Raw genomic sequence first — 20,585 nt, forward strand, 5'->3', positions numbered from 1 at the left:
AGCGATCAGGACACTGTGATCTCGATCAGATAGGGCTTTTTCGTCGCCCAGGCCCTCTGCAACGCCGGGGCGAGACTCGATACTGTATCGAGCCTTTCGGCAGCGATGCCGTAGGCTTCCGCAAGACGACAAAAATCCGGTGGGGCCGGCGACACGCCGACGGGCTCGACGCCGACATCGCGCATCGAGGTTTCGATTTCGCGGTAGCCGCGATTGTTCCAGATGACGAAGATCACCGCCGCGTTGGCATCGAGTGCGGCGCCCAGTTCCGACAGCGTGAACTGGAAGCCGCCGTCGCCTGACAGGCAGACGACGGGCACGTCCGGCAGGGCAAGTGCGGCACCGATCGCCGCCGGCGGGCCATAGCCCAGTGCGCCGAAGCCGGTTGCCGCATTGAACCAGCCGGCGGGGCGGTCGTGGTCGTAGTAGAGATTGGCGGCGTAGACCGGCTGGGTGGAATCGCCGACGATGATCGAGCCGGGCAGCGCATCGCGAATGGTTTCAACCACCGCGACCTGCCCGCGCATATCCGCGCCGATCTCCTGCCAAGCGGCGTCCCGCGCCTCGGTGGCGCGGGCGGCGCCCGATGCCCTGTCGCGGTCGTTGCGTCTGTCGGCCTCGATGAGGCCGACTAGCGCTTCGAGCGCCAGGGCGCTGTCGGCCCTGATATCGATCGTTGCGGGCCGGCGGCCAAGCTGCGCTTCGTCGATATCGATGCGCACCAGATTGGCGGGGAGCAGAAAGCCGCCGTCGCCATACATGTCGTAGTCGGTCGGGCCGAATTCGGTGCCGACGGCGACGACGAGATCGGCATCCGCCATCAACGCGCGGATGGCTTTCAGGCTCGGGCTGGCCGGCACGCCGAGCGGATGCTTGTGCAGCAGCCCGCGCGCATTGGCCGTGGTGACGACCGGCGCGTCGAGCAGTTTGGCCAGTTTCAGGAGCGACGTTCCGGCCATCTTCGCACCGCCACCGGCGAGGATCAGCGGCCGTTTCGCGGTGGCGGCCAATCTGGCCGCTTCCACCATGGCGCTCATCTCGGCGCGCGGCGCGGTGATACCGATGAGCCGGGCCGAAAGACTGCCAGCGGGCAGCGCCATCACATTGGTTGGAATCTCGATGTGAACCGGGCCGGGGCGGCCGGTCGCAAACAGTTCGAAGGCGCGCGCCAGAACATCCGGCAATTCGCTCGCGTCGGTAATCCGGTGCGAAAACAGCGCCAGTTTTTCCATCATGCCGCGCTGGTCCGGCATTTCGTGGAGATAGCCGAGGCCCTTGCCGAGTGTCGGCGTTGCGTTGACCCCGGAGATGACCAGCATGGGGATGGAATCTGCCCGCGCCTGCCCCATGGCGGTGATGGTGTTGGTCAGCCCCGGCCCGGTGATGACGAAGGCGACGCCCGGCCTGCCGGTGACGCGGGCATAGCCATCGGCCATGAAGCCCGCGCCCTGCTCGTGGCGCGGCGTGATGTGGCGGATGCTGGAGCCGGCAAGCCCGCGATAAAGCTCGACCGTGTGGACGCCCGGAATGCCGAAGACCGTGTCGACACCATGTGCCTCGAGCAGCGAAATCAGTGCCTCGCCTACGGTGGTCATGCCGCTTCCCCTCCGCGTAGATCCAGGCCGAGCAGCGCCTCGACCGTCGTGATGCCGATTTCGGCCAGTTCGCGGTTCTCGAACATATCGGCCGCCAGGCAGCCCTCGATCCACAAGCCGTCGATGATGCCGTTGATGGCGATGGCGTGACGCCGCAACGCGCGGGCATCGGCATTCCGCCCCGCGGCCTTGAGAACTTCCGCCACCAGCGCCTCCACCTCGTCGCGAAAGCCAAGATAGCCTTCGCGATGGGCTATCGAAAGCGCCGGATCGGAGACGGCCCGGCCAATGAATCCGGCCCAGAGCGAAAAGACCCGCGCATCGACCACCGGCGGAGCCAGATTGGCCTCGACAAAGGCGGCAAGCCGGCGCCTCGGCCCCGCGCCTTCAAGGCTCAGCGCTGCCTTGGCCTGCTCGGTCATGCGCCCGACAATGGTCGCATAGGCAGCCTGCAGCAGCTCTTCCTTGCCGGGGAAATAGTGGCGGATAAGCCCGCCGGTCACGCCGGCGCGCAGGGCGATGGCGCGTACCGTAGCGCCTTGCAGCCCGCGCTCGGCAACGCAATCCAGCGTCGCCTCGATCAAATCCTGGCGCCGCCGCTCTTCGCCCTCGCGGCGAAACTTGCGACGCCCGGGCGTATTCATTGGCGCAGGATCGGGCGCGTCAGGCAGGTCGGCCCGCCCTCGCAGGCGATGCACAGCGCATCGGCCTCGAAGGTTTTCACGACGCAGCCGGCGGCTTCCATCGCAGCCTTGGTCTTCGGGAAGCCAGCAACCGCGATCACCTCGCGCGGGCTGGTCGGCAGCACATTGAGGCTCAGCCCGTTCGAGGCATGGAACTCGTCGGCATCGCCATGGACGAGCGTGATGCCGCGCGCCTTCAGTAATTGATAGAACGCCGCCGGCAGAAGCGGTGCATAGACCAGCGCCAGATCGTCAGCCAGCGGGCTGATCACCGACATCAGATGCAGGCAGGCTTCCTCGCCGTGCCAGAGCGGCAGGTCGTAGCCATAGACCTCGATGCCGTGCGGCGACAGCATGTTGGCAAGCTGCTGGATGCCGGACTGGTTGGTGCGAACGCCGCGGCCGACGGCAAGCGTCCTGGCGTCGACCCAGACGCAATCGCCACCCTCGACCTGACCCGGCGCCTCGATGCGCCCGAGAATCGGAATGCCGAGACGGGTGTATGTCTGCTCATGAAGCGCCGGCTCGGCGTTGCGCAGTGCCTTGCCCATGGAAAGGATGATCGCGCCATGGTCACTCATCAGCGACGGGTCGTGGGTGAATACCGAGTCCGACAGGCCGTCGTCGCGGTCCTCGATCCATTCGACGGCAGCACCCGAGGCCGCCACCAGATCGGCAAGGGCGGCATGCTGGACCGCAGCCTTCGCGGGATCAAAACCCGGGCCGTAATGCCAGGCGGCGCGCTCTGCGCCACGCATTGCATTGGCAGCCGAGCGCATCAACACGCGCCGCAGCGGCGCCGCCATGGACTGAGAGCCGAAAGCGTTCACGAAGGCCTCTTTGCGCTGGAAAATGACAATTGGACTGGCGTTCGAGTATTTATACACTTGCATAACAAGGCCGCAAGTGCCGTAATGGGCGGGATTGACGGGCCTGCTCGATCGGGTCCATGCTGACGTGGAACATGGTTGCGTGACGCGATGACGGGTAGCGGGGCAAGCGTACGAGCGAGGGTGAAACGTCCCTCAAAGGGTCGTGGATGAGCGCCGCCGGCGCATCACTCGCGACACGGAAGACGGCATCGGACGGTGCCGCCGAAGCCATCCACATCGAAAACCTGCACAAGAAATTCGGCCAGCTTCACGTCCTGAAGGGCGTGTCGATGTCGGCGCGCGACGGCGATGTCGTGGCCATCATCGGCGGCAGCGGCTCGGGTAAGTCGACGCTTCTGCGCTGCATCAACTGCCTGGAAAACCCGACCAGCGGCATCATCCGCGTCAATGGCGAAGAAATCCGGCTCAAGGCCGACAGCCACGGCAACACCGTGCCGGCTGACCGCCGCCAGATCGAGCGCATCCGCTCCAAGCTCGGCATGGTGTTCCAGAGCTTCAATTTGTGGAGCCATATGACGCTGATCGAAAACGTCATCGAGGTTCCGGTGCATGTGCTCGGCGTCAAGCGCGAGGAAGCGATTGCCACCGCCGAAAAGCTGCTGGCGCGCGTCGGCCTTGCCGAGAAGCGCGACGTCTATCCGGCCTTCCTGTCGGGCGGACAGCAGCAGCGCGGCGCAATTGCACGCGCGCTCGCCATCCAGCCGCGCGTGATGCTGTTCGACGAGCCGACCTCGGCGCTCGACCCGGAACTGGTGGGCGAAGTGCTGCGCGTTATCGGCGACCTGGCGCATGAGGGGCGCACCATGATCCTCGTCACCCACGAGATGAAGTTCGCCCGCGAAGTCGCGAGCCACGTCATCTACCTCTACAACGGACTGGTCGAGGAGGAAGGCCCGCCGGAACAAATCTTCGGCGCACCCAAATCCGAACGGCTCAAACAATTCATCCGCAACATTGGCTGAAGGCGGAATGGAACAAGGGAACACTCAGCTCAACGAAAATGGGAGTCTCAGATGATCAAAAGTCTCAAACTGGCTGTCGCCGCCCTGGCGCTCGGCCTGTCCGGCGCGGTGGGCGCAAGCGCTGAACCGCTGAAGGTGGGCATCGCCGCCGAGCCCTATCCGCCCTTCGCCTCGCCTGATGCCTCCGGCAAATGGGATGGCTGGGAAGTCCAGGTCGCCGAGGCGCTGTGCGCCGAAGCCAAGCTCGAATGCGTCATCACGCCGATCTCCTGGGACGGCATCATTCCGGCGCTGACGACGAAGAAGATCGACATGATCGCAGCCTCGATGTCGATCACCGCCGAGCGCGAAAAGACGATCGCCTTCTCCGACAAATACTATAACACGCCCACCGGCATCATCGGCCCGAAGAGCGAGACATTCGATGCTTCGCCCGAGGGGCTGAAAGGCAAGATCATCGGCGTGCAGGTGTCGACCGTGCACGAGGTCTACGCCAAGAAGCATTTCGGCCCGACGGCTGCCGAGATCAAGATCTACCAGACGCAGGACGAGGCCAATGCCGATCTGGCAGCCGGCCGCATCGATGCGGTGCAGGCCGATTCCATCGCGCTGAACGACTTCCTGAAAACCGATCAGGGCAAGGAATGCTGCGACATGAAGGGCACGGTGGCAGACGACCTCGAAGTGCTCGGACCGGGCGTCGGCGTCGGCCTGCGCAAGGAGGACACCGAGCTGAAGGAGAAGATCAACGCCGCAATCAAGGGCATCCGCGCCAACGGCAAGTATGACGAGATTGCGAAGAAATACTTCGATTTCAACATCTACGGCGAGTAAGCGATCGATCGGGCCGTGAGCCTCGACCACCTCTTCTCCCCGCTTCTCCAGCTTGGAGCAATCGAACTCCTGTCCCCAGCCCCACCGGGCTGGGGCGGGAACCTGCTGCGCGGTCTGGCCAACTCCGTCCAGATCGCGCTCGGTGCTTTCGGGCTCGGCCTGCTGATCGGCACCGCTGGCGCCTATGGCAAGCTCTATGGCGGGCCGATCATCCGCGACCTGATGGAAGTCTACACGACCGTCGTGCGCGCCGTGCCGGAGCTGGTGCTGATCCTGCTGCTCTATTACGCCGGCGCCGATCTCATAAATCGCGCGCTGGAAGGGCTCGGCTATGCTCGCATCGACATCAACGGACTGGTGGCGGGCATTGCTGTTCTCGGCTTCGTCCAGGGCGCCTATGCGACCGAAGTGCTGCGCGGGGCGATCCTCTCCGTTCCGCAAGGCCAGATCGAGGCGGCGCGCGCCTATGGCATGTCGCCCGCACTGCTGATGCGGCGCATCACCCTGCCGGCGATGCTGCCCTTCGCCATTCCGGGCCTTGCCAATCTATGGCTGATCGCGACCAAGGACACCGCCCTTCTGGCCGTCGTCGGCTTCAACGAACTGACGCTGGAGACGCGGCAGGCGGCGGGCACGACCAAGGCCTATTTCACCTTCTTCCTCGCGGCGGGCGTGCTTTACCTGCTGCTAACGCTGTTCTCCAACGTCATCATTGCGCGCATAGAGCGATGGTCGCGGCGCGGCATGCCCTCGATCGCGGAGGGGCGCTGATGTCGATCGATCTCGTCAACACGACGCGAACGCAGCGCGCGCTCGGCTGGCTGCAGCCGCACCGCATCGGGCTTATCGCGGTTGGGGCGGCGCTATTCGGCTCTGCCGTCTATTTCATGCGCTGGGACTGGATCCCCAACTATTACGACCTCGCTTTGCAAGGCATCTGGCGAACGATCTGGATCATGCTGGTCACCGCTGTGCTTGGCTTCCTGCTGGCCGTTCCGCTCGGACTTGCGCAGGCGGTTGGCCCGTGGTGGCTGGCCTGGCCCGCCAATGCCTTCTGCACCGTCATTCGCGGCACGCCGCTGCTGCTACAGCTCTGGCTGCTCTATTACGGGCTGGGGTCGCTGTTTCCGCAGTTTCCGGCAATTCGCCAATCCTGGCTGTGGCCCTATCTGCGGCAGGCATGGCCCTATGCCGTTCTGGCTCTGACGCTCTCGACTGGCGGCTATGTCGGCGAGGTGATGCGCGGCGCGTTTGCCGGCGTACCGCACGGCCAGCTCGAGGCGGCGCGCGCCTATGGCATGCGGCGATGGAAAATTTTCTGGCGCATCTGGTTCCCGCAGGCCGTCCAGCGCGCACTTCCGACGCTCGGCGGGGAAAGCGTGCTGCTCTTGAAGGCCACGCCGCTGGTGGCAACGATCACCGTTGTGGACATCTATGCGGTTGCGTCGCGGGTGCGGCAGGACACCTACATCGTCTATGAACCACTGTTGCTTCTGGCGCTGATCTATCTTTGCATTACCGGGATAATCGTGTTCATTTTCCGCCGGCTGGAAGCACGGATACCGACGCGGGTAGGATAGGCATGGCGAATACGATCACACTCAGCCTCGAACAGGGGCTGCGGCTTTGCGAGGATGCAGCGCGTCGCGCCGGTGCTCGCTCGGAGACAGCCGCCGCGCTGGCGCGATCTGTGGTCGACGCCGAGGCCGAGGGACAGGCATCGGTCGGTCTTGCTCACTTCGTCGATTATCTCGAGGCGCTGGAGGCAGGGCGGATCGATGGCAAGGCACTGCCCGAAATCACCCGGCCCGCCGGCGCGATCATCGTTTCGGACGCCAAGGGCGGGGCGGCGCATCTCGGCTTTGATGTCGCCTTCGACGATCTCGTGAAGACTGCGTGCGATTTCGGCGTGGCGATCTTCTCGCAGAAGAACGCCTTCACCGCCGGCGCGCTCGGCTATTTCGTCAGGCGGCTGGCGGAGAAAGGGCTGGTCGGCCTTGCCGCGACCAACGGCCCGGCGCTGCTCGCCGGCTCGGGTTCGACCAAACCGGTCTATTGCACCAACCCGCTGGCTTTCGCGGCTCCCGTCGAAGACGGCCCGCCGCTGATCATCGACCAGGCCTCCAGCGCCACCGCCTTCGTCAACATCCGCAAGGCAGCGCATGAGGGCAAAAGCATTCCCGAAGGCTGGGCAATCGACGCCGAGGGCCGGTCGACGACGGACGCGAAGGCTGCGGTGAAGGGCGCGCTGCTAGCCTATGGCGGCGGGCGTGGCGCAAACATCGCGCTCATGGTCGAGGTGCTGGCCGCCGGCCTTTCCGGCGCGAACTGGTCGCTCGACGCCCCGCATTTCACCTCGGGCTCGCAGACGCCGGGCGCAGGTCTGTTCGTGCTGGCAATCGAGCCCAAGCTTATCGATCCCACGTTTTCGACGCGCATGGCCAGCCAGACGGATCGGCTTTCCGGCGAGTATGGCGTGCATATTCCGGGACCGGCAAAGAGTACCGCGCGCAGGAAGGCCGAGCGCGAGGGCATCTCTATACCCAAACCGCTCTACGATCGAATTGCCGACGGGCCGGCTACCAACGCATAAATTGCCGAACGGTTACGGCAGGCATATCGTTTCTCCGATAACGGGAAGCGCGCCATGAGGACTCTGTCTCCAGCAATTGCTCTGCCTATCATGATGGTGCTGGCGATGCCTGCCTCGGCAGACCCGCTTTCCGATCTGCTCGCCAAGGGCAAGGGCGGCGCCTGCTACGAGCGGGTCTACGACAAGGCGCATCTGGCACAGCATTCGAAGCAGGCAACGCAGGCGGTGCTTCTGTCGCTGCGCGAATTCAGCGATGGCAATGGCGCGATCATACGCATACGCATACGCATCAGCAGCAAAAGCGGGACGCACTATATGGTCGGCGGCTGCGACTGGCAGGAACGCGCCAATCTCGACATCCAGGACAAGCCGCTGATCGAAGCTTTCAAGGGTCCGAGCGGCCTTGACTGCCACGCCATGACGAGCGCCGATGGTTCGTCGGCGGAAGAAGGCGGCGACTTTCCGGTCGATCTGAGGGATGGCAAGGCCATAATGCTCTACTTTCCCGACAGCCTCGCGGGGTGGCGATCCTACGACAGGAGCCAACCAGCCGAATTTCGCGATTTCTCAAGCGAAGACAGGGTTTTCCGGCTGGACAAGGTCAAGGCCGGCCTGTGCAGCGAAATGGATGCGAGATTGCCCGGCTGGAATTGAGCAGAAGCCGTTGCTGACATGAAAAACCCCGCACGAAGCGGGGTTTTTCGGGATACTTACCCAAGCTCAGTGGCGGGCAAGCCAGTCATCGATATCCTTCTCGGCAGCATCGGAAGCCGTGCCGTAACGCTCCTGAAGGCGGCCGGCGAGTTCCTTGCGCTTGCCTTCGATGACGTCGAGATCGTCATTCGTCAGCTTGCCCCACTGCTGCTGGACCTTGCCCTTGAACTGTTCCCAATTTCCTTCGACCTGATTCCAATTCATCAGAATCTCCTTGTTTTTGTTTGATTTTGTGGCGGCGAAAACGCCATCCACCCAGTCAACGGAGAAAGCGGCAGCCGGTTCCCGAAAATAAACTTGACTCCTTTATTCAACTATTTCTCAATCCTTGTTGATTTGACCGTGATCGGCGGTCTGACATGTTTGTGCACCGCAACACAGGAGACGACCTTGACCGACACGACGACGAACAACGCCGCCGGCACCCGACTGATCATTCCGGCCCTTCGCGGCCTCTATGCCAGCCTGCATGATGGTGCCGAGACGCTGCTGCGCGTCGTTGCCGGGCTTGCGCTGGTAACCCACGGCGCCGGCAAGATCGTCAACCCGTTTGGTGCCATCGAAATGGTCGAGGGTTTGGGCTTCTATCCCGGCGCCTTCTGGTCGCCGCTTCTGTCGGCCACCGAATTCTTCGGCGGCATCCTGCTGGCGCTCGGCCTGTTGACCCGCCCGGCAGCCGCAGCAACGACCTTCGTTCTGCTGGTCACGGTCTGGTTCCACTGGATCACTATGGGCCAGGGCTATTCGGGCGCGGAAAAGTCGATCCTCTGGGCCGCGATCCTGTTCTTCTTCCTCATCCGCGGCGGCAACCGCCATTCGGTGGACGCCAAGCTCGGCCGCCAGTTCTAAGATTTTTTCATAATGCTGATACAGTCCCCGTCGGAGCGATCCGGCGGGGTTTTTGCTATTCGGGATCAGGGCTTGGGATGCGGCAGAAAAGTCGCGCGCTTCGCTCTTTGCCTTTGCGCCAAAACGGACTAAGAAACGACCGTAACGACGCGGAGCCAGCCATGACAGAAATCCTGCAAACCCCGAAACTCGTGACCGTTTTCGGCGGGTCCGGCTTTGTCGGCCGCCATGTGGTTCGGGCGTTGGCCAAGCGCGGCTACCGCGTGCGCGTCGCCTGCCGCCGGCCCGAGCTTGCTGGCCATCTCCAGCCGCTCGGCAATGTCGGCCAGATCCAGGTGGTTCAGGCCAATCTGCGCGTGCGCTGGTCGATCGACCGGGCCGTGCAGGGATCGGACCATGTCATCAATCTCGTCGGCATCCTCGCCGAATCCGGCCGACAGAAATTCGCCACCGTCCAGGAATTCGGTGCGCGCGCCGTCGCCGAAGCCGCGCGCTCGATCGGCGCCGGCCTGACCCATATGTCGGCGCTCGGTGCCAACGCGGCCTCCCCTTCCAGCTATGCCCGCACCAAGGCGCTCGGCGAAAAGGCTGTGCTGGAGACGATCGGCAATGCCGTCATCTTCCGCCCGTCGATCATGTTCGGCCCGGAGGATGGCTTCTTCAACCGCTTCGCAGCCATGGCGCGGATTTCGCCGGTGCTGCCACTGATCGGAGCCGAGACGCGTTTCCAGCCCGCCTATGTCGGCGATGTCGCGGAAGCGATCGCGCGGTCGGTGGACGGCAAGGTCGAGGGCGGCAAGGTCTACGAACTCGGCGGGCCGAATGTGCTGACCTTCAAGGAGTGCATGGAGGAAATGCTGGACGTGGTCGACCGCGAGCGCATCCTCGTGCCGATGCCGTGGTGGCTGGCGAAGCTGCAGGGCGCAATCCTCGGCGCGCTGCCGGGCAAGTTCAAGCTGTTGACGACCGACCAGGTGATACTGCTTCAGCACGACAACGTCGTCTCGACCGCGGCGGAAAACGAGGCGCGTACCTTTGCCGGCCTCGGCATCGCGCCGCAATCGACGGCCTCGATACTGCCGACCTATCTCTGGAGCTATCGTGCGGCCGGGCAGTTCTCCCGCAAGACCGAAGTTCAGTCGTAACGATCCAGGCCGAACAGCGCCTCGCTGCTTCGGCCTGACTGACTAGAGATAGCCTGCCACCACTGGCGGGCGCTCCCAATGGTCCGCTCGACCGTCCTGATACTCGACGGGTGCGGCGGCCAGTTCCTCATCGGTGGCATCATCCAGGCAGGCGACATTGACGGCGTGAAACTCTCCGCCAAGCGCTTCCATATGGCCGCGTCCGAATGTCTTCACGCCGCATGTGCTGCAGAAGAAATGATGGATAGGCTGTCCTGACGGATTTTTCGATCCATCGCTGAAAGTATAGTCGGACAGCGCATCCGCGCCCTGAACGAGCCGGAAGTTGCTGCCGGTGGCGATGGCCTTCCAGAAGCGGACCTTGCGGCAGACCGAGCAGTTGCACTTGCTCGTACCGTCGGCCAGATCGATATCGCATTCGAAGCGGACAGCACCGCAATGGCAGCTGCCGTGATAGGTCTTTTTCATTGAACTATCTCCGAATTCAGGCGCAGCAGGCATCAGCGGCGGGACGATCCTCGTATTCGTCGTGTAGCCGCACCCAATCCATGGTGCCCTTCTCGTTGCGACCCTTCGGCGTCAGGTCGAGATAGTTATGGGCGCCCAGAAGCACGTCGACGCCGCGGGCATAGGTCGAGTAGGTGTGAAACACCTCGTCGCCGTTGCGATAGAAGACGCTCAGGCCGTGCAGATCGTCATGGGCAAGCGAGGTGGTGCCGAAGTTGTAGCCGACATTGCCGCTGGCGACCTGTTCCTTGGTGAAGGAGACGCCATAGTCGAAGTTGAAGCTGCTGCCGGCGGATGAAGCCCAGCGGAATTTCCAGCCCATGCGCTTGCGCACCGCTTCGATGCGCGACAGCGGAACGCGCGACACGGCGACGAACGATAGATCGTTGTGCTCGAAATGCGTTCGGGCGGCATCGACATGGTCCGAGACGAAGGCACAGCCTTCGCAGATATGGTCCGAGCCCTGCGTCAGCATGAAATGATAGACGACGAGCTGGTTGCGCCCTTCGAACAGATCGGCGAGCGAGACCTGCCCCGACGGCGTGTCGAAGCGATAGTCCTTTTCCACCTTGACCCACGGCAGTGCGCGGCGCTCCGCTGCCACTTCGTCGTGCAGCCGGGTCAGTTCCTTTTCGCGGGCGAGATGCGCCTTGCGGGCCGCGAGCCATTCCTCGCGGGAGACGGTCTTGTGCACTTGCATGGCCATGCTCCTCTACAGCAACGCGGCGTGATCGCCGACCGACAGATAGGCCGCCAGACGATCCAGGCACTGACCCCAACCCTCGTTGTGGGAATCGCGGTTTTCGACCGTATCGAAAGGTGCCTGATGGAAACTCAGCTTCGTCTTGCCGCCCTGGTCGGCAAAGGTGACGGTGATCAATGTCTCCAGCCCGCGCTCGCCATCCGTCTCCCAGGCGAAGGTGAAGACGATGCGCTCCGCCTCGACGATTTCCTGGTAGACGCCGGCCATGATGTGGTCGTTGCCTTCCGGCGAGCGGATGGTTGCGCGATAGGCACCACCAGGGCGGAAATCCATGGCGATGGAGGGTGCGGTAAAATCCTTCGGACCCCACCAGCGAAAGAGATGTTCCGGCGTCGTCCACACGCGGTAGACCAGGCTGCGGGGCGCATCGAAAACACGGGTGATGAGAAGCTCGTGGCCAGGCTTTTCCTTCAAGCTAGTTGCTTGTGTCATTTCCCTCTCCCTTCTGGATTGTCTGCAGATAAGCATCAAGCCGGTCGAAACTGCCCTCCCAGAACCGGCGGTATTCTTCGACCCAGCCGGCGATATCCTGCAACGGCCCGGCCTCGAGCCGGCAGGGGCGCCACTGCGCCTCACGGCCGCGCGCGATGAGCCCTGCCCGCTCCAGCACCTTCAGATGCTTGGAGACGGCAGGCAGGCTCATCTGGAACGGCTCGGCAAGCTCCGTCACCGAGGTTTCGCCGAGCGCCAGGCGGGCAAGGATGGCGCGCCGCGTCGGATCGGCGAGGGCTGCGAAAGTGGTGCTGAGGCGGTCGGTGGTCATTTCTAGAATAAACCAATCATTTAATTAACCCAAAGGTTAATTACCTCGCACAGCACATACTGTCAAGCAGTGGCCGTCAATCCTCGGCCGCACCGCGGTCAGTTGATATCCTGAAACGGGTTTGTTCAGCCGGGCTTCACTGCTACCGGCACCGGGCGATAGATGATCATGGGCGGTCCCCACATGTCGAAATCGGCGCTGCGCCGAAGCGCTGCCCGCCGATCAAGGTCCAGCCGTTGCAGGCATTCAGCAAAGGCGTCATTGCGCTTGGTGAAGCCGTAGGAACGGCATTTTTCCTCGTCCGCCGCCCGCCGCTGTTCGGGCGTCATCGTCGTGCAGCCGCCAACGAGCGCTGCCAGAGTCACCGCCAATACCATTCTGTGCCACATGACGAATCCTCCTCGCCTATAACTGGAGCAGAATTGTAGACTTAATTGCGGCGGAATATAGCGCTAGCCACGCCCTCTCATTGGGCCTGCGCGGGCGTCTTGTGGCGCCTGTTTACCGATGCCGGACGGCCCGCAAGCGAAAGCGCAGTCTCGCGCTTTTCGCGTGTCGCTACCACCTTGCCCTTGGCGATGACGCAGAGCCGCTCGGCGCGCAGGCGCAGCGCCTCGACCGGGTTGCCGGCATCGAGCACGACGAGGCTCGCCGTCTTGCCGACTTCGATGCCGTAATCGTCCAGGCCCATGATCTCGGCATTGGTCTTGGTCACCATGTCGAAGCATTGGCGCATATCGGCGGGGCTGGTCATCTGCGCCACATGCAGGCCCATGAAGGCGACATCGAGCATATCGGCGGTGCCGAGCGGATACCACGGGTCGAGCACGCAATCCTGGCCGAAGCCAACCTTGATGCCGGCCTTCAGCATTTCGGGCACGCGCGTCATGCCGCGGCGTTTGGGATAGGTGTCGTGGCGACCCTGGATGACGATGTTGATGAGCGGGTTCGGGCAGGCCGACACGCCGGCCTCGGCGATCAGCGGAAGCAGCTTTGAGACGTAATAATTGTCCATCGAATGCATCGAGGTGAGATGCGAACCATTGACCCTGCCCTGCAATCCGAGGCGCTGCGTCTCATAGGCAAGCTGCTCGATGTGACGCGACATCGGATCGTCGGTCTCGTCGCAATGCATGTCGACCATCAGGCCGCGTTTGGCCGCGATCTCGCAAAGCTCCGTCACGGAGCGGGTACCGTCTGCCATGGTGCGCTCGAAATGCGGGATGCCGCCGACAACCTCCACGCCCTTGTCGAGCGCGCGGATTGTATTTTCACGCGCTGTCGGCGAGCGGTAAAAGCCGTCCTGCGGGAAGGCGACGAGTTGCAGATCGATATAGGGCGCAACCTCTTTCTTGACCTCCAGCAGCGCTTCCACGGCCAGCAGCCGGTCGTCGCAGGTATCGACATGGGTGCGGATGGCGAGGAGGCCCATGGAGACGGCCCAGTCGCAATAATCGAGCGCGCGTTGCTTCACCGCTTCATGTGTCAGCAGCGGCTTGAGCTCGCCCCACAGAGCGATGCCCTCCAGCAGCGTGCCGGAAGCGTTGATGCGCGGAAGGCCGTAGGACAGCGTCGCGTCCATATGGAAATGCGGATCGACGAAAGGCGGCGAAATCAGATTGCCACGGGCATCGATCGCCGTGCCTGCGGTGACGTTCAGCTCGTGTTCGATCGCGGCGATCTTGCCGTCCTTGATGCCAAGATCAGCAACCACGCCGCTCGGAAGAATGCCGCCTTTGACAAGAATGTCGAAACTCATCTTTCGCCTTTCTGGTAGGGAATCATCAGCGCCTTGGGATAGGTGGCGCGGCGCGCCACCAGTATCAGCGCCAGGATGGACAGCGCATAGGGCATCATCAGGAAAACCTGATAGGGCACGACGCCGCCCGAAAGCTGCTGCAGCCGGACCTGGTATGCATCGAAGGCGGCAAACAGGATCGCGCCGAGCAGCGCCTTGCCCGGTCGCCACGAGCCGAACACGACGAGCGCAATGCAGATCCAGCCGCGGCCATTGATCATCTCGAAGAAGAACGAGTTGAAGGCCGACATGGTGAGAAACGCCCCGCCGACCGCCATCAGCGCGCTGCCGACCATGACCGCGCCCATGCGGATGCCGGTGACGCTGATGCCCTGTGCCTCCACCGCCGACGGGTTTTCGCCGGCTGCCCGCACCGCCAGACCTATCGGTGTGCGATAGAGTACCCAGGCGACGATGGCGACGGTTGCGAAGGCCAGATAGGTGAGCGGCGTCTGCGAAAATAGCGCTTCGCCGAGGATCGGTATTTTCGACAAGCCGGGGATCGGTAGCGGCTGGAACGGTTCGATCTTGGGCGGCGTCGTCACCTGCGGCAGGGCCAAGCGATAGGTGAAATAGGTGAGGCTCGTCGCCAGCAGCGTGATGCCGATGCCCACCACATGCTGCGACAGGCCGAGCGGCACGGTGAGCGTGGCATGAAGCAGGCCGAAGGCAGCGCCGGCAAGGGCGGCGATAAGCACCCCGGTCCACAGATCGCCGCCCGAATAGACGGTGAACCAGCCGGCGAAGGCGCCGACCGTCATAATGCCTTCGATGCCGAGATTGAGCACGCCCGCGCGCTCGCAGATCAGCTCGCCCATGGTGGCGAAGATCAACGGCGAGGCGATGCGGATGGCGGCGACCCAGAATGAGGCGGTGAAGAGGATTTCGAGGGCGTCGGTCATGGAGCGATGTCTCCCCACCTGCCCTCTGGCCCGAGCGGGGTTATACCCCCACCCCTAACCCCTCCCCACAAGGGGGAGGGGGACGATTTCGTCGCCTTGCCCACCAAGAACGTTGAAGACTGGGGCCGGATGTTCGTGCAGCAAAGTTCCCCTCCCCCTTGTGGGGAGGGGTTAGGGGTGGGGGTCTCTAAAGCGTGCATTCTATTCACCGCCACCTCACCCGGAACCGCGTCAGCAGGATCGCCGTGACCATGGTCAGCAGCGCCGTCGCGACCATCACCTGCGCGACATAGCTCGGCACGCCGGCGGTGCGGCTCATGGCGTCGGCACCAACGAAGATGCCGGCAACGAATATGGCCGAGGCGATGACGCCGAGAGGGTTTAGCATCGCCAGCATGGCAACGACGATGCCCGAATAGCCGTAGCCGGGAGACAGGTCGAGCGTCAGGTTGCCCTTGAGGCCGGACACTTCCGAAAATCCGGCAAGGGCGGCCAGCCCCCCGGACAGAAGTGCCGTCTTCATCAGTACGCGGTTGACCGGAATGCCGGCGAAGGACGCCGCTTCAGGATTATGCCCGACGGCGCGCATCTCGTAGCCGAGCACCGTCTTCTTCATGATGATCCAGGCGATGATCGCCGCCACCACGGCGATGACGAAGCCATAATGCAGGCGCTTGCCCTGGATGATGCGCGGTAGCTGCGCCTCGGCGATGACCTTGGAAGATTGCGGCCAGCCAAGGCCCATCGGGTCCTTCAGCACGCCTTCGAGCAGCATGGAGACGAACAATAATACGATGAAATTGAGCAGCAGCGTCGTCACCACCTCGTCGACGCCGAAGCGGGTTTTCAGCACGGCCGGGCCAAGCAGCAGAAGCGCGCCGGCAGCCATGCTGGCGATCATGATGATGGGGATGAGCAGATAGGACGGCAGCGGCAGCGCGCCGGTACCCAACACCACGGTTACGACGCCGCCGATATAGAGCTGCGCTTCGGCACCGATGTTCCAGAGCTTGGCACGGAAGGCGACGGCGACGGCCAGACCGGTGAAGATCAGCGGCGTGGCCCGCGTCAGCGTTTCCAGCAGGGCGAATTGCGAGCCGGCCGCGCCCTTGGCCACGAGATAGAACACCGAAAAAGGCGACGCACCGGCGGCAAGCACAAGCAGCGAGGTTATGATCAACGTCACGATGACCGCGCCGACGGGAAACAGCAGCGTGACGCCCAGCGACGGTGCGGGTTTGGGTTCAAGCCGCATGTCGAGCTCCGGCTTTCCCTCCCCCTTGAGGGGAGGGTGGCCGCGAAGCGGTCGGGTGGGGTCGTCCGCGCAGTGCTCGACGTTCCTTTGCGTCGAGCACTGCCTTGACCGACCCCCTCTGGCTGCTTTGCAGCCATCTCTCCCTCGAGGGGGGAGAAAGCGTCGCGCTGTGGATGCCCGCTATCACGCTGCCTGCCCCTCTTCGCCATATCCCGCCATCAGCTCCCCCAACTCGCGGATCGTCCGCTCGCCGCGTTTCGATGGCGAGGACAGCCGGCCCTTGGACATCACCAGAATGCGGTCCGACAGCGCCAGCACCTCCTCCAGATCCTCGGAGATCAACAGGATCGCAGCCCCCCTCTCCCGCGCCTCAAGCAACCGACGATGGACGAAGGCGACCGCGCCGACATCGAGCCCGCGTGTCGGCTGGTTAGCGAGGATGACCGCCGGATCGGGATCGAGCGCGCGGCCGAGAATGAGTTTTTGCATGTTGCCGCCGGAGAGCAGCCGGATGCGCGCATCGGGCGAAGGGCATTTGACGTCGTAGTCGCGGATGATCTCTTCGGCGAAATTTTTGGCCGCCTTCCAGTCCAGAAAGCCGCGCCGGCTGAAGCGCGCGGTGGCGTAGCGCTCGGCGATGACATTTTCGGTGACGCTCATGTCGCCGATCGTGCCGACAGCGTGGCGATCCTCGGGGATGCGGGCGACGCCTCCGCCAAGGGCCGCGCGCGGCGACCAGTCGCGCATCGACGCGCCCTGAACGACCACCTCGCCCGAGGCTGGTTTCAGTACACCGGCGATGAGGGCGGCGAGCGTCGCCTGCCCGTTGCCGGAAACGCCGGCAAGACCGGTGATCTCGCCGGCACGAAGCTCGAGCGACAAGCCGTCGAGCCGATGCGAAGAACCCTGCCCGGCCACTGAAACATTTTTCAACTCGAGCGCGACGGGGCCGATCTTCGGCTCAGCCACTTTCGGGCTGGCGACCTCCTGCCCGACCATAAGCGATGCAAGTTCGCTGCGGCTGGTCTCGGTCGTCACGCGCTCGCCGGCGAGTTTGCCCGACCGCAGCACCAGCACGCGGTCGCTGACGGCCATGACCTCATGCAGCTTGTGCGAGATGAAGATGATCGACAGCCCCTGCGCGACGAGAAGCTTGAGCGTGCGGAACAGCGCGTCGGTCTCGGCCGGCGTCAGCACCGCCGTCGGCTCGTCGAGGATGAGGATGCGGGCGTCGCGGTAAAGCGCCTTCAGGATTTCGACGCGCTGCCGCTCGCCGACCGAAAGCGTGGAGACCGTCGCATCGGCGTTCACCGCGAGGCCGAAATCGTTTGCGAGTTTCGCGATGCGCTTTCGCGCCGCCGCGCGGTCGAGGCGCAGTTTCCAGGCGCTTTGCGTGCCGAGCGCGATGTTTTCCAGAACGGTCATGTTCTCGGCCAGCGTAAAATGCTGATGCACCATGCCGACACCGGCATCGAGCGCGGCGCGCGGATCGCCGGGCGGAAGCTGCTTGCCGAAGACCTCGACCGCGCCTTCGTCGGCGACATAGTGGCCGAACAGGATGTTCATCAGCGTGGTCTTGCCGGCGCCGTTCTCGCCAAGCAGCGCGATGACCTCACCGCGATTCAGGTCAAAGGAGATGCCATTGTTGGCGACCAGCGGGCCGAAACGCTTGGTGATGCCGGACAGGCGCAGGACGGGGGCGGCCTTCCCTCCCCCTTGAGGGGAGGGTGGCGGCGAAGCCGCCGGGTGGGGTTGGTGCGGCAGGGCTCGGCGTCCTCTTCTGCATGACTTGTTCAAGTGAAGGTCGAGCATTTTTGCTACGACCCCACCCGACCCGCTCCGCGGGCCACCCTCCCCTCAAGGGGGAGGGATAGTTGCGCTAGCTCGACTTCGGCTCGTTGTCGTTGACCTCGACGGTAACCGACCCGTCCTTGATTGCCTTTTCCTTCTCAGCGACCTTTGCCATCACCTCGGCCGGCACCTTACCTTCGAACGTGCCGAGCGGAGCCAGCGAGCAGCCGCCGGCCTTCATGAAGGAGTAGACGCCGTAATCGTCGGCCTTGAAGGACCCCGCCTTCACCTCGGCGATCGCCTTGTCCAGCGTCGGCTCGAAATGCCAGAGCGCGGAGACAACCACGGTCTCGGGATAATCGGCCTGCGTGTCGATGACATTGCCGACCGCCAGAACCTTCTTCTCCTTGGCCGCGTCCGACACGCCAAAACGTTCAGCATAAAGCAGATCCGCGCCGCCATCGATCTGCGCGAAGGCGGTTTCCTTGGCCTTGGGCGGATCGAACCACGAGCCGATGAAGGCGACCTGGAACTTGGTGTCGGGCGCGCTTTCCTTCACGCCGGCCATGAAGGCGTTCATCAGCCGGTTGACTTCGGGAATGGGATAGCCGCCGACCATGCCGATGTTCTTCGACTTGGTCATGGCGCCGGCGATGATGCCGGAGAGATAGGACGCATCCTGGATGTAATTGTCGAACACCGAAAAATTCGGCAGGGCGGCGTCGGGCTTGAAGCTCGACCCCATCAGGAAGGCGACGTCGGGATAATCCTTGGCGACGCTGCGGGCGGCTTCCTCGACGCCGAAGACCTCGCCGAGGATAAGCTTGTGGCCGGCCTCGGCATATTCCCGCATGACGCGCTCATAGTCGTTGTTGGAGGTGTTTTCCGAATAGACATATTCGATGTCGCCACGTTCCTTGGCGGCGTTGGCCGCCTTGTGGATGCGGCTGACCCACTGCTGCTCGACAGGCACGGTGTAGACCGCGGCCACCTTGATCGGGTCGGCGGCGAGAAGTCGCGTCGGCAGGCCGGCGACAGTGGCAAGGGCTGCAGTTGCGCCTGCGGCCTTCAGCACCGAACGGCGCGAGAGAGACGAAAAATCGATTCCATTTTTGGGCATTTTTGACCACCTCTGGCTGTTACGGGCTCGAGCCAAGTCCCGGCCCGTTTTTTATCATTTGGTCAACGGTATTCGAATTTCCGAAACCCGGCAATCGCTCGAAAAAGCCTTTCGCCAATGGTCAACAAGATCCGATGTATCGGCATATTGCGGTCAGTATTTTTGGATTTTCCGCGGTCGGCGCCTATATCAGTAATAATATTCGCCGCGCCGGCATAAAAAGTCTCGGCAGTACGTCATGTACAGCCCTCTCCTTTTGCGCCGGATCGGTATTGCAGAGGTACTTATGTTCGCCGGCGTGATATCCATCAGTTTCTGCGAATGCCGATGCAACGGCGCAGACCCTGAAACGACACCCGGAAAGGACCAAGAAGAACATGGCAAAAAAGCCGAACTACGACCAGGAGCGCAGGGATCGCGATCGGATAAAGGCGGCCAAGAAGGCTGAGAAGGCCGAAAAGGCCAAGGCAGCGAAGACGGAACGCAAACCGGACGATGCGAACGAGGCGGAGGCCAAGTAGACGCGCTGCCGGAAATACAATCACTTAGCGAGGTAAGCGCTTCGCATCGACCGAGTCAGGAGTACGATCATGAAGCTTCACGCAGCTGAACAGAAAATCGCCAAGACCGACACCGCCGCACGCCAGATCATGAGTGCGGAACTGGTCGCTCGGGAAAAGAAAACCGCGCGCCTGAAAGTGCTTCGACTCCAAAAGGAAGAAGCCGCACGCGTCGAGGAGGCAAACAACCCAGCCCCGGTGAAGCGCGCGCCTCGCAAGAAGGCTCTGCCGAAAACCGCTTAAAGCAATGCCGCGCAAAAGCGTGCAGCGGTTTTGCGATAACGACATGCATAAAAACAAAGACTTAAAGCGCAAACGAACTTGAAAGATCGAGATGCGCTTTAAGCCACCGGTGCCTTGTCGCTCACCAGCACGTCCGCCTCGCGGGCGGCGGCGATGAAGGCCCGCCTGGCTGCCATGACCGGCTTGTCGCCGGCCTGGGCATCATGACAAGCCTGAAGCGCCGCACGGTGCTTCGGGCTTTTCTTTCCGGGCCAGCTGTTGAGAAGAAAATCAGACGCTTCGCGCGTTGTTTTCAGTATCAGTTGGTTGCCGGCGGCACCTTGTCTTACGGTAACCGGAACTTCAAATCGATCGCTTTGCATCCCTGCTCTTACGCCTTTGGTCTTGCGAAAGCGAGCACTTAGATGGCCGGGCTCTCGTACGGCGTCCTTTGCGGGGCAAATTCGATGCGCGGCGCCGAAGAAAACCGTTGAACGTTTCTTAACCCTTCCCGCAAACGCCCTGTAATCATAGCAAGACGGCATAAAGGAATGCCTGATATTGGCATGATTCTGGCAAGGCTTTTAGCCAGTGTCCCGTTTCGCAACGAGGACGCGGCCGAACGCAACAACCCCT

25 protein-coding genes are annotated in these 20,585 nt (G+C 63.0%); 10 read left to right on the top strand and 15 right to left on the bottom strand.

The features are described 5' to 3' along the window. Positions 1–5: 5 nt before the first annotated feature. The 3 genes from DZG07_RS23505 to DZG07_RS23515 are packed head-to-tail and all read right to left on the bottom strand — an operon-like array spanning position 6 to position 3,108. A complete protein-coding gene (locus DZG07_RS23505; protein ID WP_119821213.1) occupies positions 6–1,595 on the bottom strand; it encodes a 5-guanidino-2-oxopentanoate decarboxylase in 1,590 nt (529 codons plus the stop codon). Further along, the gene (locus tag DZG07_RS23510) at positions 1,592–2,239 is read right to left on the bottom strand and encodes a TetR family transcriptional regulator C-terminal domain-containing protein (protein ID WP_162931709.1); all 648 of its coding nucleotides are present in this window, start codon (positions 2,237–2,239) and stop codon (positions 1,592–1,594) included. Before DZG07_RS23510 ends, DZG07_RS23505 begins: the two co-directional genes overlap by 4 nt. Next, positions 2,236–3,108, bottom strand: coding sequence for an arginine deiminase family protein (locus tag DZG07_RS23515; protein WP_091916598.1), 873 nt, complete (start codon positions 3,106–3,108; stop codon positions 2,236–2,238). Before DZG07_RS23515 ends, DZG07_RS23510 begins: the two co-directional genes overlap by 4 nt. A gap of 209 nt (positions 3,109–3,317) precedes the next feature. Between DZG07_RS23515 and DZG07_RS23520 the strand changes: the two genes are divergently transcribed. The 6 genes from DZG07_RS23520 to DZG07_RS23545 all read left to right on the top strand — a co-directional run bounded on the left by DZG07_RS23520 (position 3,318) and on the right by DZG07_RS23545 (position 8,214). Next, a complete protein-coding gene (locus DZG07_RS23520; RefSeq protein ID WP_119821215.1) occupies positions 3,318–4,133 on the top strand; it encodes an ABC transporter ATP-binding protein in 816 nt (271 codons plus the stop codon). A gap of 51 nt (positions 4,134–4,184) precedes the next feature. Then, positions 4,185–4,967: a transporter substrate-binding domain-containing protein gene (locus DZG07_RS23525; protein WP_091916382.1), complete on the top strand. Its 783-nt coding sequence runs from the start codon at positions 4,185–4,187 to the stop codon at positions 4,965–4,967. Between the two features lie 105 nt (positions 4,968–5,072). Next, entirely contained in the window at positions 5,073–5,738 is a 666-nt protein-coding gene (locus tag DZG07_RS23530; protein ID WP_197716922.1) for an ABC transporter permease, read from the top strand. Further along, positions 5,738–6,547, top strand: a complete 810-nt coding sequence (locus tag DZG07_RS23535; RefSeq protein ID WP_119822024.1) for an ABC transporter permease subunit — start codon at positions 5,738–5,740, stop codon at positions 6,545–6,547. The genes DZG07_RS23530 and DZG07_RS23535 overlap by 1 nt, the downstream gene beginning before the upstream one ends. A 2-nt stretch (positions 6,548–6,549) precedes the next feature. Then, positions 6,550–7,560 carry an Ldh family oxidoreductase gene (locus DZG07_RS23540; RefSeq protein WP_119821217.1) on the top strand — a complete coding sequence of 337 codons (1,011 nt, stop codon included), beginning with the start codon at positions 6,550–6,552 and terminating at the stop codon, positions 7,558–7,560. A gap of 54 nt (positions 7,561–7,614) precedes the next feature. Further along, positions 7,615–8,214: a hypothetical protein gene (locus DZG07_RS23545; protein ID WP_133304796.1), complete on the top strand. Its 600-nt coding sequence runs from the start codon at positions 7,615–7,617 to the stop codon at positions 8,212–8,214. 66 nt (positions 8,215–8,280) lie between these two features. On the opposite strand, the gene DZG07_RS23550 is transcribed toward DZG07_RS23545, so the two are convergent. Continuing rightward, positions 8,281–8,478 (bottom strand): CsbD family protein, encoded by a 198-nt coding sequence (locus tag DZG07_RS23550; protein ID WP_091916592.1) that lies wholly within the window; start codon positions 8,476–8,478, stop codon positions 8,281–8,283. Between the two features lie 186 nt (positions 8,479–8,664). Between DZG07_RS23550 and DZG07_RS23555 the strand changes: the two genes are divergently transcribed. After that, complete coding sequence (locus tag DZG07_RS23555; protein WP_091916379.1) at positions 8,665–9,123, top strand: DoxX family protein; 459 nt, start codon at positions 8,665–8,667, stop codon at positions 9,121–9,123. Positions 9,124–9,284: 161 nt separating this feature from the next. Next, the gene (locus DZG07_RS23560; RefSeq protein ID WP_119821221.1) at positions 9,285–10,268 is read left to right on the top strand and encodes a complex I NDUFA9 subunit family protein; all 984 of its coding nucleotides are present in this window, start codon (positions 9,285–9,287) and stop codon (positions 10,266–10,268) included. A 42-nt stretch (positions 10,269–10,310) separates the two neighbouring features. Here the strand turns inward: DZG07_RS23560 and DZG07_RS23565 are convergent, their stop codons facing one another. The 10 genes from DZG07_RS23565 to DZG07_RS23615 all read right to left on the bottom strand — a co-directional run bounded on the left by DZG07_RS23565 (position 10,311) and on the right by DZG07_RS23615 (position 19,167). After that, positions 10,311–10,736: a GFA family protein gene (locus DZG07_RS23565; RefSeq protein WP_119821223.1), complete on the bottom strand. Its 426-nt coding sequence runs from the start codon at positions 10,734–10,736 to the stop codon at positions 10,311–10,313. A gap of 16 nt (positions 10,737–10,752) precedes the next feature. Further along, the gene (locus tag DZG07_RS23570; protein WP_197716895.1) at positions 10,753–11,475 is read right to left on the bottom strand and encodes a thioredoxin family protein; all 723 of its coding nucleotides are present in this window, start codon (positions 11,473–11,475) and stop codon (positions 10,753–10,755) included. Positions 11,476–11,487: 12 nt separating this feature from the next. Next, positions 11,488–11,970, bottom strand: coding sequence for an SRPBCC domain-containing protein (locus tag DZG07_RS23575; protein ID WP_119821227.1), 483 nt, complete (start codon positions 11,968–11,970; stop codon positions 11,488–11,490). Continuing rightward, positions 11,954–12,301: a metalloregulator ArsR/SmtB family transcription factor gene (locus tag DZG07_RS23580; protein WP_091916370.1), complete on the bottom strand. Its 348-nt coding sequence runs from the start codon at positions 12,299–12,301 to the stop codon at positions 11,954–11,956. Before DZG07_RS23580 ends, DZG07_RS23575 begins: the two co-directional genes overlap by 17 nt. 125 nt (positions 12,302–12,426) lie before the next feature. Beyond that, positions 12,427–12,690, bottom strand: a complete 264-nt coding sequence (locus tag DZG07_RS23585; RefSeq protein WP_119821229.1) for a hypothetical protein — start codon at positions 12,688–12,690, stop codon at positions 12,427–12,429. A gap of 77 nt (positions 12,691–12,767) precedes the next feature. After that, positions 12,768–14,060, bottom strand: a complete 1,293-nt coding sequence (locus DZG07_RS23590) for an amidohydrolase family protein (RefSeq protein WP_119821231.1) — start codon at positions 14,058–14,060, stop codon at positions 12,768–12,770. After that, positions 14,057–15,001: an ABC transporter permease gene (locus DZG07_RS23595; protein ID WP_091916367.1), complete on the bottom strand. Its 945-nt coding sequence runs from the start codon at positions 14,999–15,001 to the stop codon at positions 14,057–14,059. The genes DZG07_RS23590 and DZG07_RS23595 overlap by 4 nt, the downstream gene beginning before the upstream one ends. 205 nt (positions 15,002–15,206) lie before the next feature. After that, positions 15,207–16,256, bottom strand: coding sequence for an ABC transporter permease (locus tag DZG07_RS23600; RefSeq protein WP_119821233.1), 1,050 nt, complete (start codon positions 16,254–16,256; stop codon positions 15,207–15,209). Positions 16,257–16,439: 183 nt separating this feature from the next. Further along, the gene (locus tag DZG07_RS23610; RefSeq protein WP_119821235.1) at positions 16,440–18,068 is read right to left on the bottom strand and encodes an ABC transporter ATP-binding protein; all 1,629 of its coding nucleotides are present in this window, start codon (positions 18,066–18,068) and stop codon (positions 16,440–16,442) included. 67 nt (positions 18,069–18,135) lie between these two features. Continuing rightward, positions 18,136–19,167, bottom strand: a complete 1,032-nt coding sequence (locus DZG07_RS23615; protein ID WP_119821237.1) for a BMP family protein — start codon at positions 19,165–19,167, stop codon at positions 18,136–18,138. 377 nt (positions 19,168–19,544) lie between these two features. Here DZG07_RS23615 and DZG07_RS24075 point away from each other — a divergent pair, with 377 nt between their 5' ends. Together DZG07_RS24075 and DZG07_RS23620 are read left to right on the top strand one after the other, a co-directional pair. Continuing rightward, positions 19,545–19,688: a hypothetical protein gene (locus DZG07_RS24075; RefSeq protein WP_091916363.1), complete on the top strand. Its 144-nt coding sequence runs from the start codon at positions 19,545–19,547 to the stop codon at positions 19,686–19,688. Between the two features lie 69 nt (positions 19,689–19,757). Further along, the gene (locus tag DZG07_RS23620; protein WP_091916361.1) at positions 19,758–19,970 is read left to right on the top strand and encodes a hypothetical protein; all 213 of its coding nucleotides are present in this window, start codon (positions 19,758–19,760) and stop codon (positions 19,968–19,970) included. 98 nt (positions 19,971–20,068) lie between these two features. Here the strand turns inward: DZG07_RS23620 and DZG07_RS24310 are convergent, their stop codons facing one another. Continuing rightward, a complete protein-coding gene (locus tag DZG07_RS24310; RefSeq protein WP_244537943.1) occupies positions 20,069–20,494 on the bottom strand; it encodes a DUF982 domain-containing protein in 426 nt (141 codons plus the stop codon). Positions 20,495–20,585 lie beyond the last annotated feature (91 nt).

Origin of the sequence: Mesorhizobium sp. DCY119, assembly GCF_003590645.1 — a bacterium.
In the GTDB taxonomy this organism is placed as follows: domain Bacteria; phylum Pseudomonadota; class Alphaproteobacteria; order Rhizobiales; family Rhizobiaceae; genus Mesorhizobium_M.